Source organism: Nocardioides nematodiphilus, assembly GCF_020216525.1.
Lineage (GTDB): Bacteria > Actinomycetota > Actinomycetes > Propionibacteriales > Nocardioidaceae > Nocardioides > Nocardioides nematodiphilus.
This window is the reverse complement of sequence record NZ_JAIWOY010000002.1, coordinates 1-17,349: the sequence shown is the minus strand read 5'-3', so window position 1 is coordinate 17,349 and position 17,349 is coordinate 1. Positions and strand designations below refer to the sequence as shown.

At 70.0% G+C, this 17,349-nt stretch carries 15 protein-coding genes; 8 read left to right on the top strand and 7 right to left on the bottom strand.

Annotated features, from left to right (window positions below; all coding sequences use genetic code 11):
• The first annotated feature begins 47 nt into the window (after positions 1 to 47).
• The gene (locus KSO98_RS03175) at positions 48 to 671 is read left to right on the top strand and encodes a DedA family protein (protein ID WP_225283448.1); all 624 of its coding nucleotides are present in this window, start codon (positions 48 to 50) and stop codon (positions 669 to 671) included.
• 328 nt (positions 672 to 999) lie between these two features.
• Here the strand turns inward: KSO98_RS03175 and KSO98_RS03170 are convergent, their stop codons facing one another.
• Positions 1,000 to 1,803 carry a hypothetical protein gene (locus KSO98_RS03170; protein ID WP_225283447.1) on the bottom strand — a complete coding sequence of 268 codons (804 nt, stop codon included), beginning with the start codon at positions 1,801 to 1,803 and terminating at the stop codon, positions 1,000 to 1,002.
• A 273-nt stretch (positions 1,804 to 2,076) separates the two neighbouring features.
• Positions 2,077 to 2,703 (bottom strand): hypothetical protein, encoded by a 627-nt coding sequence (locus tag KSO98_RS03165; protein ID WP_225283446.1) that lies wholly within the window; start codon positions 2,701 to 2,703, stop codon positions 2,077 to 2,079.
• Between the two features lie 432 nt (positions 2,704 to 3,135).
• Here KSO98_RS03165 and KSO98_RS03160 point away from each other — a divergent pair, with 432 nt between their 5' ends.
• The 3 genes from KSO98_RS03160 (at position 3,136) to KSO98_RS03150 (ending at position 5,918) form a co-directional block, all read left to right on the top strand.
• Complete coding sequence (locus KSO98_RS03160; protein ID WP_225283445.1) at positions 3,136 to 3,636, top strand: MBL fold metallo-hydrolase; 501 nt, start codon at positions 3,136 to 3,138, stop codon at positions 3,634 to 3,636.
• A 96-nt stretch (positions 3,637 to 3,732) separates the two neighbouring features.
• A complete protein-coding gene (locus KSO98_RS03155; protein ID WP_225283444.1) occupies positions 3,733 to 4,980 on the top strand; it encodes an IS256 family transposase in 1,248 nt (415 codons plus the stop codon).
• A gap of 122 nt (positions 4,981 to 5,102) precedes the next feature.
• On the top strand, positions 5,103 to 5,918 hold the full coding sequence (locus KSO98_RS03150; RefSeq protein ID WP_225283443.1) for an MBL fold metallo-hydrolase: 816 nt from the start codon (positions 5,103 to 5,105) through the stop codon (positions 5,916 to 5,918).
• A gap of 59 nt (positions 5,919 to 5,977) precedes the next feature.
• Here KSO98_RS03150 and KSO98_RS03145 read toward each other — a convergent pair whose 3' ends face one another.
• Entirely contained in the window at positions 5,978 to 6,826 is an 849-nt protein-coding gene (locus KSO98_RS03145; RefSeq protein WP_225283442.1) for a universal stress protein, read from the bottom strand.
• A 363-nt stretch (positions 6,827 to 7,189) separates the two neighbouring features.
• Between KSO98_RS03145 and KSO98_RS03140 the strand changes: the two genes are divergently transcribed.
• Positions 7,190 to 7,558: a pyridoxamine 5'-phosphate oxidase family protein gene (locus KSO98_RS03140; protein WP_225283441.1), complete on the top strand. Its 369-nt coding sequence runs from the start codon at positions 7,190 to 7,192 to the stop codon at positions 7,556 to 7,558.
• Between the two features lie 66 nt (positions 7,559 to 7,624).
• On the opposite strand, the gene KSO98_RS03135 is transcribed toward KSO98_RS03140, so the two are convergent.
• Both KSO98_RS03135 and KSO98_RS03130 read right to left on the bottom strand, forming a co-directional pair.
• The gene (locus tag KSO98_RS03135) at positions 7,625 to 10,156 is read right to left on the bottom strand and encodes an ABC transporter permease (protein WP_225284131.1); all 2,532 of its coding nucleotides are present in this window, start codon (positions 10,154 to 10,156) and stop codon (positions 7,625 to 7,627) included.
• The gene (locus KSO98_RS03130) at positions 10,156 to 11,181 is read right to left on the bottom strand and encodes an ABC transporter ATP-binding protein (protein WP_372457762.1); all 1,026 of its coding nucleotides are present in this window, start codon (positions 11,179 to 11,181) and stop codon (positions 10,156 to 10,158) included. Before KSO98_RS03130 ends, KSO98_RS03135 begins: the two co-directional genes overlap by 1 nt.
• Positions 11,182 to 11,197: 16 nt before the next feature.
• Here KSO98_RS03130 and KSO98_RS03125 point away from each other — a divergent pair, with 16 nt between their 5' ends.
• The 3 genes from KSO98_RS03125 (at position 11,198) to KSO98_RS03115 (ending at position 15,708) form a co-directional block, all read left to right on the top strand.
• Positions 11,198 to 13,810, top strand: a complete 2,613-nt coding sequence (locus tag KSO98_RS03125; protein WP_225283440.1) for a GNAT family N-acetyltransferase — start codon at positions 11,198 to 11,200, stop codon at positions 13,808 to 13,810.
• A gap of 75 nt (positions 13,811 to 13,885) precedes the next feature.
• The gene (locus KSO98_RS03120; protein ID WP_225283438.1) at positions 13,886 to 14,812 is read left to right on the top strand and encodes a universal stress protein; all 927 of its coding nucleotides are present in this window, start codon (positions 13,886 to 13,888) and stop codon (positions 14,810 to 14,812) included.
• 11 nt (positions 14,813 to 14,823) lie between these two features.
• Positions 14,824 to 15,708, top strand: a complete 885-nt coding sequence (locus KSO98_RS03115) for a slipin family protein (RefSeq protein WP_225283436.1) — start codon at positions 14,824 to 14,826, stop codon at positions 15,706 to 15,708.
• A 105-nt stretch (positions 15,709 to 15,813) separates the two neighbouring features.
• On the opposite strand, the gene KSO98_RS03110 is transcribed toward KSO98_RS03115, so the two are convergent.
• Both KSO98_RS03110 and KSO98_RS03105 read right to left on the bottom strand, forming a co-directional pair.
• Positions 15,814 to 16,878 carry a 1-phosphofructokinase family hexose kinase gene (locus KSO98_RS03110; protein ID WP_263642323.1) on the bottom strand — a complete coding sequence of 355 codons (1,065 nt, stop codon included), beginning with the start codon at positions 16,876 to 16,878 and terminating at the stop codon, positions 15,814 to 15,816.
• A gap of 8 nt (positions 16,879 to 16,886) precedes the next feature.
• On the bottom strand, positions 16,887 to 17,090 hold the full coding sequence (locus KSO98_RS03105) for a DUF1918 domain-containing protein (RefSeq protein ID WP_225283433.1): 204 nt from the start codon (positions 17,088 to 17,090) through the stop codon (positions 16,887 to 16,889).
• Positions 17,091 to 17,349 lie beyond the last annotated feature (259 nt).

Below are 17,349 nucleotides of genomic sequence, written 5' to 3'. Positions count from 1 at the left end.
ATGCAGCTCCTTGGCGGTGTCGCTCCGATGGGTACCGGGTCCGGATGATGCACAGCGTGCTCGACGCGATTCGCTCGATGCCGCCGATGCTGGCCTACGGCATCATCGCGCTGCTGGTGTTCGGTGAGGCTGCCGTCTTCGTTGGCTTCGTCGTGCCCGGCGAGACGGCCGTCCTCCTCGGTGGCTTCCTGGCCCACGAGGGTCGTCTCGACCTCGTCACGCTGACGGCGATCGTCGTTATCAGTGCGATCGTGGGCGACACCGTCGGGTACGAGGTGGGCCGGCGCCTGGGGCCACGGCTCCTGCGGCTGCGACTCTTCGACCGGCATCGCAATGGCCTCGACAGCGCGCGCGAGAGATTGCGACGACGCGGCGGCCCGGCGATCTTCCTCGGAAGGTGGACCGCCTTCTTCCGGGCTGTGATGCCGGGCCTCGCTGGAGTGAGCCGGATGCGCTATCCGACGTTCCTGATGTGGAACGCGATCGGTGGGATCAGCTGGGGCGTCACCTTCTGCCTCGTCGGCTATTACGCGGGCGCGTCCTACGCGAGGGTCGCGTCTCGTATCGGCAGGGGCGGCGCGGTCGTGGTCGTGGTGCTCGTGATCGGCGCCATCGTTGTCTGGCGAGCGCGGCGACACCGGATTGAGCGGTCCGAGGCGGACGACGCCTGACCGGTGCGGGCGTCGACTCCTGGAGAGAGTGGTCATTGGCGCCAGGACAGGTCTGGACGGTCGCCAGGGGCGTCGTGCGGCAGGGCCGCGCCTGGTGGCAGACGTGACCGAGGCGGGTCAGCGGATCCGCTCAGGCTAATGGCACGCAGCATTGTCGATCCTTACCCCTGTGAGCGTCCTGATCGAGTCCCAGGGAGCTGCGCCGGTAGCCCTCCCTCGCGTGTCCCAGACGGTGCCCCACACATGGCGCGGCGGCCTGCCGTTCGTCGCCGTCACGGTAGTCGCGCGGTTGCTGATCGCGCGCCTCCCGCTCAGGCCGGGTCGGTGATCACGCCCGCGGGGGCTGCGGCGGGCGGCACCGCACGAGAGGTCCGCCCGGACCGCGCGGTGCTCCGCCCGCGAATCCTGCGAGCACTGCACCTGCCTGTCGCCATTGCCGACCCGCGGCGAAGACCACGCCGACGCTCGCAGCGGCCACGAACACGTCGACCATGTCCTGCTTGACCAGGAAGGCTGCCATTGCCAGCACGCCGGCAGCTGCCGCGACTCGCGAAGGACGCTCCGTCGTCGGGGCGAAGGCAACGAGCAGCGCATACAGTCCGCCGAGGACCAAAGGCAGTGCCAACAGCTCCCCGTCGACGTTGGTGGTCCCGAACGATGGCGTGATCACCAGGAGGGCGGCAGCAGCCGCGGCGTAGCGTCCGCCGATCCGGCCGGCGATCGCTACCGCGAGCGCTGCGGCCAACAGTCCGATCATGCGCAGCGCCAGGCCGCCGCCCAGCAAGTCGGCCAGCGCGAAGACGGCCATGAGCAGCGGAGGGCGGTCGACGAAGTAGGCACCGTACGTCGACGTGCCGTGGTGCCACTGCGACGCTGCGAGGAGGTGCCCCGCATCCAGGCAGCTCTTCCTCGACGGCACCGTCGACGGGGGTAGTGCGTGGTTGCGGGCGCCCGACTGCCACGGAGAGTCCACGCGCGCGCACACCTCAAGGCCAGCTTCCCCGACATCACGGTCACCGTCGAGGTGAAGCCCGGGCATCCCACCACTGTCCTCCGCGATCTGTCCGCGCAGGCGAGCGTCCTGGTCATCGCGCGGAGGGCGCATGCCTTCCCGGTAGGACACTTCGGCCACGTCGGGCGCAGCCTGCTGCACACATCGCGGTGCCCCGTCGAAGTGCTGCCGGTCGCTGAGGTCGCGACGCCGGCGGACGAGCCGACCTCTCTGGCATCCGGGACCGCCCGCTGACGAACCCACGTCGGCAAGAAGGTCGCTCCTAGGTGCCGGAAGAGGGGACCCCGGGCGGAGTGCGCGGCCGTGAGTGTGACTACTCGTTCGTCTCGCCGGCGACCGCATGACCTGGAGACGCGTGCGGCGGCGCCTCCCACCAGGTCGGAGCGCGACGGCTCACGCCCCGCGCGTCAGCGTGCCCGACGAACCGCGTCCCGGGCGAAGGGACGAGTGGAGAGCCGGCCGCAACGCCGGGCTCAAACACCATCTGGCCCCACGAACGGCGGCGACTACGTCGCCCAGGCCCGCGCCCCAGGATTGAGCGAGCAGGACCTGGTCCTGCACGGGCAGCCCGCTCTCGTCGCTGACCCGGAAGTGGGCAGGACGGGCGGCAAGTCGGAAGCCACGCGCCGTCAGGAGACGTGACGCGCTGTGGGCCGTCCCCGCGCGAGCTGCAGGGCTGAGGGCGCCGACTCTGACGTCGAAGGCGGCGGCGAGCTGTCCTGCCGTCTCGGGCAGGACATGGGCCAGCCAGCTGCGGACGAGGTCTCCGTCGGCGGCGCGGCACGCGCTTGCCCGCGTCCCAAGCACCACCAGGTCCGCGCCGGTCGAGAACGCCGTCGTCATCGAGTCGAGAATCCGCACCCGCGTCGCAACGCCCGCGGACTCGAGACCGGCCGCGACCGCACTGCCCAGCACAGCCGTGGTGGCCTCGACGACGACCAGGGCGGTGCGAGGCATGCCGATGCGCATGGCCCCGATGCCGCTGTTGCGGGGTGTCGTTCTGCTCGATGCCGTCTTCACGAACCACGTCCCTTCCCTCGGTGCAGTGTGTCCACTCTCGGTGGAGACGAGGTCGATCCTGAGGGTCGAAAGTCCCAAGCTCGGCGTACCTAGGACTGCTTTCGCAGGGGACGAAGCGGCAAGAGCCGGTCGCGCGGAGTCGTACGGCGTCATCCGAGGCCGGGCACACCCTTGCGCGGCACCGCTCGGGCGGCCGCCATTGGTCCCGCCCGTTTCACGGCCGTTCGGCCCTCGTCCTGGACGTCGTCTCGTATCAGCCTGAAGGGGTCGTTTCGAGAAGGAGGTTGTCATGAACGGTCCGCAGAGCGAGGTGCCCGCATCCCCGGTGAGCACGGATCGCGGGTGGAGCGAGCCACGGCGAGTTCAGCCCGACGCCACCAGCGGTGGAGAGCTGCCCCTCGCCGTCCAGGAGTTGCCGTGCCGCGGGGTCGAATGAAGCGGTCGTTCGTCCTGACGTTCTTGGGCGCCACCGGCACGGTGACCGGCAGCCGTTTCCACCTTGAGTCGCCCGCGACCCAGCTGCTCGTCGACGCGGGCCTGTACCAAGGACGCAAGGATCTCCGCGCGCGCAACTGGGACCCGTTCCCACGCGATCCCGCGGCGCTTGAGGCGATCGTCCTGACGCACGCCCACCTCGACCACTGCGGCTACATCCCCCGCCTGGTCAAGGAGGGTTTCCGTGGCCGGATCCTCTGCACGCCCGAGACTGCCGAACTGGCCGCGATCGTCCTGCGTGACAGCGCCCACCTCCTTGAGGAGGAGGCGTCGTACACGAACGATCACGGCTACGGTCTGCATCGCCCGGCGCTACCTCTCTATGACGTCGGCGACGTCGAGAACGCACTTGTCCACATGGCACCTGTCCCACTGGGTTCCACGGTGAGAGTCGGGCAAGACGTCACGGCCTCAGTTGAGTCCCCGATAGTGGTGTAGCGCGGTCGCCGAGTCGTCTCTGGCTTGGACGTAGACGCGGCCACCGCGTGATCCTTCGAGTTCACCTCTCACAGATCTCTCGAACGGAACATCACGATGACCGCTCCACACATTGTCGACCCCGCAGGTCTGCTCGGCGAAGCCCTTGCTGAGGCATCGCCTGATCTGATGCGCAGCCTGCTTCAGTCGATCATCAACGCCCTGCTGTCTGCCGACGCCGACGCTGTCGTCGGTGCCGAGTACGGGCGACCCACGCCGGGCCGCTCGAGCCAGCGCAACGGCTACCGCCACCGCGACCTCGACACCCGGGTCGGCACCATTGACGTCGCGATCCCCAAGCTGCGCAAGGGCACCTACTTCCCCGACTGGCTCCTCGAGCGCCGCAAGCGCTCCGAGTCCGCCCTGATCACGGTCGTCGCGGACTGCTACCTCGCCGGCGTGTCCACCCGTCGGATGGACAAGCTCGTGAAGACCCTGGGCATCGACGGCCTGTCGAAGTCCCAGGTCTCACGGATGGCTGCCGAGCTGGACTCCATCGTTGAGGACTTCCGCCACCGCCCGCTCGGCGATGCCGGACCGTTCACGTTCGTCACCGCCGACGCGCTCACGATGAAGGTCCGCGAAGGAGGCCGCGTCATCAACGCCGTGGTCCTGCTGGCCACGGGCGTCAACAACGACGGCCACCGCGAGGTCCTCGGCATGCGGGTGGCCACCGCTGAAACCGGGGCCGCGTGGAACGAGTTCTTCGCCGACCTGGTCGCCCGCGGCCTGACCGGCGTCCGGCTGGTCACCAGCGACGCCCACGCCGGACTACGCGACGCGATCGCAGCGAACCTGCCCGGCGCCTCCTGGCAGCGCTGCCGCACCCATTACGCATTCAACCTGATGGGCGTCACGCCCAAGTCGATGTGGCCGGCCGTGAAGGCGATGCTGCACAGCGTCTACGACCAGCCCGACGCGGCCGCGGTCGACGCCCAGTTCGACCGGCTGCTCGACTACGTCGAAGAGAAACTCCCAGCCGTGTTCGAGCACCTCGACCGCGCCCGAGCCGACCTGCTGTCGTTCACCGCGTTCCCGAAGGAGATCTGGACCCAGATTTGGTCCAACAACCCCACCGAACGGCTCAACAAGGAGATTCGACGCCGCACCGACGCGGTCGGGATCTTCCCCAACCGTGACGCCATCGTCCGCCTCGTCGGAGCCGTCCTGGCCGAGCAGACCGACGAATGGGCCGAAGGCCGCCGCTACCTCGGACTCGACGTCCTGGCCCGCTCCCGCATGAACCTCGTGCCCACCACCGACACCGAGATCGGAGCTGATGAACTGCCCGCTCTGACTGCCTGATCACCTCAACGAGGAGAACGCAGCGCTACACCACTACCCGGGGCTTGACCACGGCCTCACTCCGTTCAGCCGGCCACATCCTCGGGTCAGCCACCGCTCTCGTCGAGGCAGGTGGTGCGAGCGTGCTGTTCAGTGGTGATCTCGGCCGAGGCACGCATCCGCTGCTGCCGCCGCGCGAGGATCCGCCGGCGGCGGACGTCATGGTGCTCGAGTCGACGTACGGCGATCGCTCCCATCCGGTGGCGAGCACCGCCCTGCGCGACGCCGTGCTCCGCGCGACCGCGCGCGGCGGATCGGTGCTCATCCCGGCCTTCGCCGTCGACCGCACCGAACTGGTCCTCCTGGAGATCGGGCGGCTGATGGGCTCGGGGCAGATACCGGACCTGCCGGTCCTGGTCGACAGCCCCATGGCACTCGCCGCGCTCGGCGTCTACCGCCGAGCACTGCACCACGCGGGCCAACCGCAGGACTTCGGCATCCCCCACCTGCGCGCGGTCAGCCAGGCGGCCGACTCGATGGCGCTCAATCGACCGAGCAAGCCGGTCATCGTCGTCTCGGCGTCCGGGATGGCGACAGGGGGCCGCGTCGTCCATCACCTGGCCGCTCAGCTGCCCGACCCGCGCAACGTGGTCGTGCTGACCGGCTACCAGGCCGAGGGAACCCGAGGACGCTCGCTCGCAGAAGGCGCTCGCGCAGTCAAGATCCAAGGGCGCTACGTGCCGGTGAACGCCGAGATCGTCCTTGATGACAGCTTCTCCGCCCACGCCGACGCCGAGGAGATGCTGACCTGGCTGTCGAGAGCGCCCCGACCACCGCACACCGTGTTCGTCGTCCATGGCGAGGCTGCCCCCGCGGGCCGGCTCGCGCACCGGATCCAAGACGAGCTCGGCTGGACGGCCGTGGTTCCGCGATACGGCGAGCGGGTGCTGATCGACTGATGGTGGATCGACGACGTGGTGGCCCTGGCGGATACTCGACCCATCAGCGGATCAGCGGATCAGTGGACGAGGGCGACCGGGCACTGCGCATGGGCCAGGACGTGCTGAGGGACGGAGCCGAGAACCTGGTCGGGGAAGGATCGCGACCGCGTCCCCACCACGACCAACGACGCTGCACGACTGCAGTCCACCAACAGCTGCCCGGGGGAGACAGTGATCGCCTCGACCTCGACGGCGCCGATGGGCAGCCCATCCAGCACCTCGCGCACCCACCGGTGCGCTTCGCGCTCGGCCTCGTCGATGCGCTGAGCCGTGGCGGGGGTGCTGATGTCCTGCAGGTTGCCCTTCGCCTTCGGATAGGGCTTGTAGCCGTGCACCGCGACGAGGTCATGGTGCATGCGCTCGGCATGCGACCAGGCGAAGCGCAGGGCGCGAGCGCTCGCCGCTGAGCCGTTCACCCCGACGAAGACGCGGTGGGGATTCGGCAGACGTGGGGGCCGAACGACGACCACCGGGACCGGGGCGTAGCGCGCCAGGCGCTGGCTCACGGACCCGACAAGCTCGCCCTCGATCGCGCCGTGGCCGCGGCTGCCGACGACGAGCAATGCGCTGCCTTCGGCAGTCGCCGAGAGCTCGTCGGGTACGGACCCGTGCTGGACCTGGACAGTGACGTGCCCGCGGCCGAGCTGTGCGGCGAGGAGCTCGGCTCGCTCACGAATCGCCTCGATGCTCGTCTCCTGCGCCGGGCGATGGGCGTGGAGCGGGCCGTGGGACGTGCCTGCGACGACCACGATCGTGATCCGGGTGCGGCCGTTGGCTGGCACCGCATCCACCGCCCAGCGAACGGCGAGCTCCGCGTCATGGGATCCGTCGTAGCCGACGACGACACGCATCGGGTTCATGGTCATGACGCCAGCGTCGCGGAGAGCCGACGCTCGCCACACGGGCCGATGGTCACATCCGCGGGGTCCCTTCGACCCCACCGACGCTGTGGCCCGGCGAGGCCAGCCACCGTGTTCGCGGATCGCGGGACGTTCCGCCCGGCGACGGGGGGACAACGGCCCTCTGCTCAAGGCCCCCGGTGCGCTGTGCTGGACATGTCGCTGCACACGATGGCGCCCGCGCGAGAGCACCGGGCGCCCGGAAACCCGCCGGAGGAGACATGGTGACGGCGGAACGCAAGGCTGTCCCGGCCAGGACCCGGTGAGGAGCGGACGATGCCTACACTGCCACCCCGAGACGATGCCGGGATCAGCCAGCCCCCTCGCCGCATGGTCGACATGAGCGAGGACGAGTGCTGGCGCCTCCTGCAATCCTGTGATGTCGGCCGGCTGGCCTGGGTCAGCGCCGGGCGACCCGTCGTGGTGCCCGTGAACTTCCGCGTCGTGAACCGGCAGATCGTCATCCGGATCTCGCCGTACAGCCTCCAGGGACGCGAGATCGAGGACTCGCGCATCGCCTTCGAGGCCGACCAGATCGACTCGCACCAGCGGACCGGGTGGAGTGTGCTCCTCCGGGGCCACGCCGCGTTCGACTACCGCCGCGACACGGGCGTGGGCCCCGAGCCCTGGCCGGAGGGGCACCGTCCGCTCCACGTGCTCCTCAGCCCCAGCTCGGTGACGGGACGCCGGCTGCTCTAGTCGTGCGGATCCGGAGGCGTCCCGCGTCCGGAGGCGCTGCAGGCTGCAGAGTGTGCGGACGACAGATCACTCGGTCGCGATCGCCTGCAGCACGTCCAACCGCGACGCGCGGACAGCGGGCACCGTCGCAGCGAGGACCCCGGCCGCCACGGACCCAGCGAGGAAGACCAGCAACTGCCACACCGGGACATCCAGGCTGGTGATGTCGTCGGAGAGTGCCTGCCGCAACAGCACGCCGGTAGCCAGACCGACAACCACACCCAGCGCGGCACCGAGCAGGGCCGTGGCAACCGACTCCAAGGTGATCATCGCCCGCAGCTGTACCCGGCTCACCCCGACCGCACGAAGGAGCCCGAGCTCGCGCGTACGCTCGACGACGCTGAGTCCGAGCGTGTTGACGATCCCCAGCACAGCGATGATCACCGCCAGCGCGAGCAGGCCGTAGATCAGGTAGAGCAGCTGGTTGACCTGGCCGTGGATGGCTGCAGCGTATTGCGCCTTGTCCTGGACCGAGACGACCGGCACGTCGGCGATCGCGGCGTCAAGCCGCTGGTGTACGGCGTGGGCGTCGGCACCGGGTGCGAGCAGGATGCTGACGGCGCTGTCCTGCCGTGCCACGCCGGCCGCAGCCAGGTCATCGATGGGCACGCTGATCGGCGCGGTGACCTGGGAGGTCCTGGCGATCCCGGCAACGTGTAGTCGGAGCACGTGCAGACCGGGGAATTGCACCGTGAACCCGCTGCCGACGCGCCAGCCGTGGGCCCTGGCCGTGTCGGAGTCGACCAGCGCCTGCCCGGCGTCCAGACGTGGGGTCCCAGCGAGGATGTCGAGTCGGTAGATCCGGTCGAAGGAGGCGTCGTTCCCGTCGATCATGACCGAGCGCCCGTCCAACGTCGCCTGCGCCACCTGCTGACGCACCACGAGACCGACGCCTTCCACCGTCGCCAGCCTGTCGCCGATGCTGGTGGGGAAGGGGGTGTAGGCCGGGCTCGTGACGATGAAGTCGGCGGCGAAGTTCTGGTCGACCAGGTCGTCCACCGACCGGTTGAGTGAGGCCGCAAGGATGCTGATCGTGGAGACGACCGCCATCCCGATCATCAGGGCCGAGGCAGTGGCGCCGGTACGCCGCGAATCGCGCAGGGCGTTCTGGCCGCCCAGCTGGCCGGTGACGCCGAACAGCCGCGTGAAGGCTTCACGCAGCAGTGCCAACAGGGGCCGGCCGACGGTGCCGCAGCTGGTGGCGAGTGCCACGATCCAGACGACGCCGGCGCCGCCCACCCACAGACTGCGGTGTCCCCAGACGCCGGTCAGCCCGGCGGTGGCGGCCAGGACACCAACGGCGAGAAGGGCGCCGGCGATCAGGAGCCGCTGTCGGGTGCCCGCCCCTGTGGGGGCGGTCACCTGCATCGCTGCCACCGGCGGAACACGTCCTGCCCGGCGGGCTGGGACGTAGGCCGCGACGACGGTGCCGGTGATGCCGACGACCGCACAGAGGACCACCGTCGACGTGGTCAGGGTCAGCGCGGAGCCTGCGATCTCCAGGCCGAGGGCGGCGAAGGCCGCGGCCAATCCGCGGGCCAGGCCCCAACCGCCGACGACGCCGAGCATCGTGGCGACACACGCAAGGACGCTCGCCTCGATGAGCACAGAGCGTGACACCTGCGCGCGTGACGCCCCGAGCGCGCGGAGCACCGCCAGCTCCCGGGTGCGTTGGGCGACCAGGATCGTGAAGGTGTTCAGGATCAGCAGCCCACACACGATCACCGCGATGCCCGCGAAGACGAGGAAGAACGTCGTGACCGCGCCGAGGACGGCGCCGATCGAGTCCTGAGCCTCATCGACGGCCTGCTTGCCGGTGACCGCCTCGAAGCCGCTCGGCAGGACGCGGCGGGCGGCGGTGACCAATTGGTCGGGCGAGGTACCGGCAGCCGCCGCAAGGTCCACGCTGCTGTAGGCGTCGCGGCCACCGAGGAAGAGCTGTTGCGCTCCCTGGGTGCTCACCAGCAGCAGGATCGCGCCGGCCGTACCACCACCGGTGAATGTGGCCGTACCGACCAGGCGCAGGTGAGCCACCAGCGCGGACGTCGGAACCACGAGCGTGACCTCGTCCCCGATCCGGTAGCCTGCGCGATCGGCAGCCCGGGCGTCCATCGTCAGGTCTCGCGGCCCCTGCGGCCAGTGGCCCTGCTGCAGCTGCATGATCGGTTCGCCGAGCAGGTTGCGCGACGCTGTGCGGTTGAAGGCCAGAGTCGGTGCACCGTTGCCTCCGACCAGCCTTCCGTCATGACCGACCAGGCTCACGCCATGGCCGACGACGTTGCCGTAGGCGGCAGCGGCCTCGGGCAGGGCCGCCAGCCTGGCGACGTCTTCGGGTGTCAGCGTCGCCGTCGTGGCCTGCCCGCTCGTCTGGTCAGCGCCGGCGACACGCACCACGGCGTCGGGCGTCGATCCGTCCAAGATGTTGTCGAAGGTGTGCCGTAGCCCGTGGTCGAAGGTGAGCACACCGGCGAGGAACGCGACACCCAGGGCAATGGAGAGCAGGCTCATGCCCAGCCGCGCCTTGCGTGCGAGGAGGTTGCGCAGCGCGTAGCGCAGCATCACGAACCGCCCGTCTCGGCGGTCGCCGGCTGGAGCCTGGCGAGGCGGGACAAGATGTCGGCCACCGTCACGTCCGTGGCGTCCTCGACGATGCGGCCGTCTGCGAGGAACACGACCCGGTCGCTGTAGGACGCGCCGACCGGGTCGTGGGTGACCATCACCACGGTCTGACCGAAGTCGTCGACGCTGCTGCGCAGCAGCGTCATGATCTCGCCGGACGACCTGCTGTCGAGGTTGCCGGTCGGCTCGTCAGCGAAGATGATGGTCGGTCGCCCCAACAGCGCGCGAGCGCACGCGACCCGTTGCTGCTGGCCCCCGGAGAGCTGGCCGGGCCGATGATCCAACCTGTCCTCGAGGCGCAGCCGGCCGATGATCAGATCCCACCAGGCAGGATCCGGGCGTCGACCCGCGAGCGACAGTGGCAGCAAGATGTTCTCCCGTGCCGTGAGCGTGGGAATGAGGTTGAACGCCTGGAACACGAAGCCGACCCGGTCACGGCGCAGCATCGTCAGTCGCTTATCGGACAGGGATCCGAGCGACTCGCCGGCTACGGTCACGGTGCCGGCCGTCGGTTTCTCCAAGCCGGCCAGGCAATGCATCAAGGTCGACTTCCCCGATCCCGAGGCACCCATGACGACGGTGAATCGCCCGGCCTCGACGGCCAGGTCGACACCGTCGAGCGCCCGTACGGAGGCAGCGCCGTTGCCGTAGACCTTCACCAGGCCCTGGGCCTGCGCGGCGATCTGCCTGGCGGTCTGGCCGGCGGTCTGCTCGGAATCTCGATCGATCATCCCTCGACTCTGCGCGGGCGGCATCGTGGCGGCGAGGGCAGAGAGACCCTGATCTTCGGGACCCTTGCCACGTGCCGCGCAGCCGAACTCCAGGTCAGATGAAGTCATGTCACCCGAACCGACGGTCGCCGCGTCCGCCTCCGATACCACCGGCCATCCGACCGGCGAGGCCACGCGCGCGCCCGGCGTGTACGGCCTGGGACGGGTCGATGTGCTGCTGCATGACGGCTCCATCGCGACGCTCCGCCCGATGACGCGCGACGACCGCGAGGCGGTCCGCGACCTTCACACCCGACTCGGCGAGGACGGCTACCGCAGCCGCTTCTTCGGCTCCGGCCCTCGGCTTGCCGAGGACTATGTCCGCCATCTTGCGACCAGCGATGGGACCATCGCACTGCTCGCCGAGCGCGACGGCGGCGCCGTCGCGCTCGGTACTGCGGAGCCGCTGGGCCCGGACACCGCAGAGGTGGCGTTCGTCGTCGCATTGCCCGCGCGTGGCCTCGGCCTGGGCAGCCTCCTGCTCGAGCACCTGGCGGCCGCGGCCCGCAGACGCGGCATCACGCGGTTCACTGCTGATGTCTTGAGCACCAACACCGAGATGCTCGCGGTCCTCGCCGACGCCGGATTCGCGGAGACCTCACGCAATGAGCGCGGGACCGTCGTGTTGAGTCTCGACATCGACCTGGTCCTGGAGGCGCTCGCGGCCGCCGACGCGAAGGAGCGCACGGCGCAGGCCGAGTCGTTGCGCCCGCTCCTGCGGCCGCGTTCGGTCGCAGTCGCCGGCGTCCGGTCCGACGGCACCGGCGTGGGCGCCGCCATCCTGCGCTCGATCGTCGCGGGGAGCTTCGACGGCGCCGCGACGGTCATCGACCCGAGCCGAACGACGATTGCCGGAGTGCCGGTGTGGCGGACCTTCGCTGATGCTCCAGACCCCGTCGACCTCGCTGTCGTGGCAGTGCCCGCCGCGGCCGTCCTCGGTGTGCTCACCGACGCGGCAGCTGCCGGGATCCGGGCAGCGGTCGTCGTGTCATCGGGGTTCGAGGAGCTCGGCCCGGACGGGCGCCACCTCCAACGCGAGATCCTCGACCTGGCCCGGCGCGCCAGCATGCGGATCGTCGGGCCGAACTGCCTGGGGCTGTTGTCACAGGGGCCGGACGTCCATCTGGATGCCACCTTCGGCGACGAGGTCCCGCGAGGCGGGGGCATCGCCGTGGCGTCCCAGTCCGGGGGTGTCGGGATCACGCTGCTCGACGTCGCCCACGACCTCGACCTCGGGCTCCGCTACTTCGTCTCCCTGGGCGACAAGGTCGACGTCTCCAGCAACGACCTGCTCGCGGCCTGGACCGACGAGGAGGACGTGAGTGCCGCGCTGCTCTACCTCGAGTCGTTCGGCAACCCGCTGAAGTTCGCGCGGGTGGCACGCACCTTCGCTCGGCGTAAGCCGCTGCTGGCAGTCGTGGGCGGACGATCGACCTCGGGTGCCAGAGGCGGTGCGTCGCACACGGCGGCAGCCACGACGCCGGCGGCCTACGTCGGGGCCCTCTTCGCTGCGGCCGGGGTGATCCCCTGCTCGTCCGCGGAGGAGATGGCTGGTGCCGCGCTGGTGCTCACCGGTCAGCCACGCCCTGTTGGTCGACGTCTCGGCATCCTGACCAATGCCGGTGGAACAGGGGTCCTGGCAGCCGACACGGCCGAACAGCTCGGTCTTCACGTCCCCCCACTGAGCCGCGAGCTGGGCCGGCGGCTCGCGTCCGTGTGCCCGGCCCTCGCCGGTGCCGGGAACCCCGTCGACGCGGGCGCGGCGGCGACCCCCGAGCATCTCGAGGCGCTCGCCGCGGCCTTGGTGACCAGCGGTGAGGTCGACGCTCTCCTCGCCGTGGTCGTCCCGACCCGCATCAGCGACGGTGCTGCTGCCGTGACCCGTCTGCTGCGGCTCGCCGGCCAGTCCACGCCACGGCCGCTGATCGTGGTGGCGATGGGCAGCCTGTGGCAGAGCCCGCGTGCCTCTGGCAGCGTCGCCTACCCCTCGGTCGAGATGGCCCTGCGCTCCATCGCGCACGCGGCCGCCTATGCGGCCTGGCGGGAGGCTCCGGAGGAGATCACGCCACCCGTCGAACGCGACCGCATGCACCGAGGAGCCGAGCTCGTACGAACCTTCTCACCCCTCGGCGCGGACGGGTCCGGTCGGTGGCTGTCGGCAGGCGAGGTGGGCGAGCTGCTCGCGCCGTACGGCCTCGCGCCCGTCGGCAAGGTGGTCACAGGAGCCGACGACGCGGTGAGGGCGGCCGAGGAGGTGGGGTGGCCGGTCGCGGTGAAGGCTGCCAACGCTCAGGTCGTGCACAAGACGGAGCGGGGACTGGTGCGACTCCGGCTGACGGATGCCGCGCAGGTCCGCACCGCCGTGGCCCAGATCGATGAGCTGCTCGCTCGCGACGACTCCTCCGTGCTGGTGCAACCGATGAGCGAGGGCACCGAGATCGCCCTCGGGCTGGTCCGCGACGACCGGTTCGGCCCGTTGGTGATGGTCGCGGCGGGTGGCGTGCACACCGACGTCTGGGCCGACCGCACCTTCCTCCTCCCACCGATCACCCGCGCGGCCGCAGAGCGAGCGCTGCGCGCGCTTCGGATCTTTCCCCTGCTCGCCGGACACCGCGACACACCGCCTGCCGACGTGGACGCGCTGACCGACCTGATCGTCGCTCTCGGACTCCTGGGGACCGAGGTGCCGGAGGTGGCCGAGCTCGACGTGAACCCAGTCCACGTCGACGCCTCCGGCTGCCGGGTTGTCGACGTGAAGCTGCAGCTCGCACCCGCGCGTGCGGTTGATGCCGGTGTTCCTCGCCGCCTGCGTGATCGTCCCTGATGGACGTCGAAGGTCCCGGCCGACTCGGGCCTCACGACCCTCTTGCGACGGCAGGACGTCTCCGATGCTGGAGTCATGAACAAGAACACGACGATCGTGGCGGGCATCAACGAGTCCGTTTCCGCTCCGGCCGCGCTGCGCTACGCGACGCACCTGGCCCAGAGCAGGGGAGCGCGGCTGATGCTCGCCCACGTGGTGCCGCAAGTGGTCCGCGCGGGTGCCGTCTACGAGGTCAGCCTTGAACACCTCGAGAGCTCCGGTCGGCAGCTGCTCAGCGACGCGGCTCGCCTGGCCGAGCAGACCCTCGGCACCGAACGCGTGAGCACCGGGCTCCTGCACGGGACGGCCGTCAACAGCCTGGTACGAGCGGCTGAGCTCGGCGACGCGATCGTGCTCGGCACCGACGAGCGCTCCTCGATGGAGCGCCTCGGCAGCGGCTCCACCCTCATCGGCGTGAGCACCCACTGCGCCGTGCCGGTCTTCGTCGTACCGGCCACCTGGTCCACCGAGCCGGCCGAGCGCCCGATCATCACCGTCGGTGTTCGCGACATCAGCTCATGCCACGGCCTCATCGCAACCGCGTTCGAGATCGCTGAGCAGCATCATGGGGACGTGCGGGTGGTTCACGCCTCCGGGCTGCCGCCCGCCGAGGGGCTGATGACCTCGGCGGAGGCCGACCTGCCATCGGTGCATCTGCGGGATCTGCTGGCGGAGGCGACCGCTGCGGTGCAGGCCGAGCACCCACAGGTCGCGTCCGAGGTCCGTTTCGTCCACGGTCGACCCAGCGCGGTCCTCGGCGAGGAGTCGGCCACCAGTGACCTGTTGGTCCTGGAACGTCGTCCGCACGTCCTCCACGCGCACCTCGGCCGGACCGGGAGGGCCCTCATCAAGGCCGGCCGGTGTCCCATCGTCGTCGTGCCGCCGGCCGGCGTCACCGTCCCGGAACGGGCCGTGGCGGCCGGGAATCCCGGGTCAGAACGCCTCACCGACACCTACCCCTGAGAGGACGCGCCATGAACGCTGTCATCGGAATCCTTGTCGTCCTGGTCCTGCTCGCCCTGCTCGCGCTGGCGCTTGCCGTCCGAGTCGTTAAACAGTACGAGCGAGGCGTGCTGTTCCGGTTCGGGCGGCTGCGCGACACGCGCCAACCGGGGCTGCGGCTGATCATTCCGGTCGTCGATGTCTTGCACCGGGTGTCGCTGCGGGTGGTGACGATGCCGATCCAGTCGCAGGGCATCATCACTCGCGACAACGTCAGCGTCGACGTCTCGGCCGTCGCCTACTTTCGTATCGTCGACGCAGTGAAGTCCGTCGTCGCGATCGAGAACGTGCGGGCGGCCATCGATCAGATCGCGCAGACGACACTGCGCAAGGTCGTCGGGCAGCACAGCCTGGACGAGACGCTCGCGGAGACCGACAAGATCAACGACGACATCCGCCACATCCTCGACGTCACGACGGTCGACTGGGGTGTCGAGGTGACCCTAGTCGAGCTCAAGGACATCCAGCTGCCCGACTCGATGAAGCGGGCGATGGCCAAGCAGGCTGAGGCCGAGCGGGAGAAGCGCGCCAAGATCATCAATGCCGAGGGCGAGGCCCTGGCGGCCAATGCGCTCGGTGAGGCTTCGGACGTGATGATGAAGCACCCGGTCGCGCTGCAGCTGCGCAATCTGCAGAGCATCGTCGAGATCGGTATGGACAAGAACACCACTGTCGTCTTTCCCGCGCCGTTGATGAGCACCATCGAGGAGCTCACTCACTTCATGGCACGGGAGGCGGCGAGCGCCGTCGAGACCGGCCGCGCCGAGGGTGGTGGGGGTCGCCTGCACACCGACGATGCCGACGGAATGGCCCTCACCCCTCGTGAGACTGCTTCGGCGAGTACGCACCCGGCTTGACGGTGCAGACCCGCCGGGGTCGAGGTGCTTGCCGCCGCTGAGCCGGAGCATCTGCCCCGGCCTGTGTGGCCAGCAGGCGGTCCTGGCAACCCGTGCGGCCGGGCGTCACAGCTCCTCGTGGCTGAAACGGCGCAGCTCGCCGATGGTGAAGAGCGCCGTGCCGGCTGTCTCGGTCATCGCCGCGCTGCACGCGACCCCGAAGCGTGTCGCCCGGGGCAGATCCCAGTCCCTGCACAGGCCGGCGACGATGCCCGCGACCAGGGCATCACCTGCCCCCACGGTGCTGATCACCTCCGCCGAGTGGGCAGCGATGGTCTCGGCGTAGGTGTCGGTCACCAGGACGACGCCCTGTTGACCACGGGAGAGCACGACCGCGGTCGAGCCTGAATGGCACAGGAACTCGCGGGCGGCCCGCACCTGCTCGGTGACCTGCTCGAGCTGGTGGCCGACGAGTTCCTCCAGCTCGCGCACGCTCGGTTTGACCAGGTAGGCGTTGCGCACCCGCGCGAGGGCCTCACCTGAGGTGTCGAGGACGAGGCGCGCACCTACGTCACGAGCGAGCGCCGCGACCTCGAGGACGAAGTCAGGAGCGACTCCGGCGGGGAAGCTGCCGCTGAGGACGACGTAGTCGGCGTTGGCGGCCTGCTCCCGCAGCGCCCGGAGACACCGTCGCTGGTCCTCCACGGGCAGCGGTGCGCCGGGAAGCACGAATCGGTACTCGAGTCCGGTCTCTTGGTCGACCACGTGGTGCGACTGCCGGGTCTCGCCGTGCACCGGGACGCCAGCGGTCGCGATCCCCTCCAAACCGAGGAGGTGTTGCACGTACTGGCCGAGGTAGCCGCCCACCGGGAAGACGGCTGTCGATGGCTCGCCCAGCACGTGGAGGACCCGGGCGACGTTGATGCCGCCTCCTCCGGGATCGAACCGCGCTGGTCCGCACCGCGTCTTGCTGGCGGGAGTGAGGCGGGGGACGGTGAAGGAGTCGTCGAGTGTCGGGCTCATCGTCAAGGTCAGCACCCGCGGTGGCGCACCGCGGCGACGACCGGGAACGGCGGGCGCGGGCCCCTCGGGGCGCACGATGCGTCGGTCTGGAGGCGCCACCTCAGCCGACTCCCATGGCGCAGTCGGATGCGGCCGGGCCCGGCGCAGCGTAGCCGCGTCGCTGAGCATTCACCGGTCTAGGCCTTGCCGTCGACATCGACGTGGTCGACGTAGGCGTCCGGGCCCGGGAAGAAGAGCGATTCGTGGCCGTCGTCGGACCAGCGCACGCGGTACGGCGGAGAGCCGTCGGCGTGCCTGACTTCGAGGATCTCGCCGTCGCGCTCGGGCGTGCCGACGTGGTGGCTGCGGATCACGATCCGTTCGCCTGCATGTGCGTACATGAGCCTCTCCCTAGGTGTGGGCCCGCTCTGACGGGATCTTCCTGACACGTTCCTGCCTACGTTCTCGCGTCGGGTCGGGTCTCGGCGAGGGCCGTGAGGATCGTTTCCGGTGGGACCTTGGACTCGCACCTGCGGGGACTCGGCCTCCTCCCAAGGCAATCGCGGGCAGCCACGCTGAGGGAGGCGGCGGTCCGACTGTCGACGACGCTTGAAAACGAGGCCATAGCGACGGTCGAAAACGAGGCCACCCAGACAGATT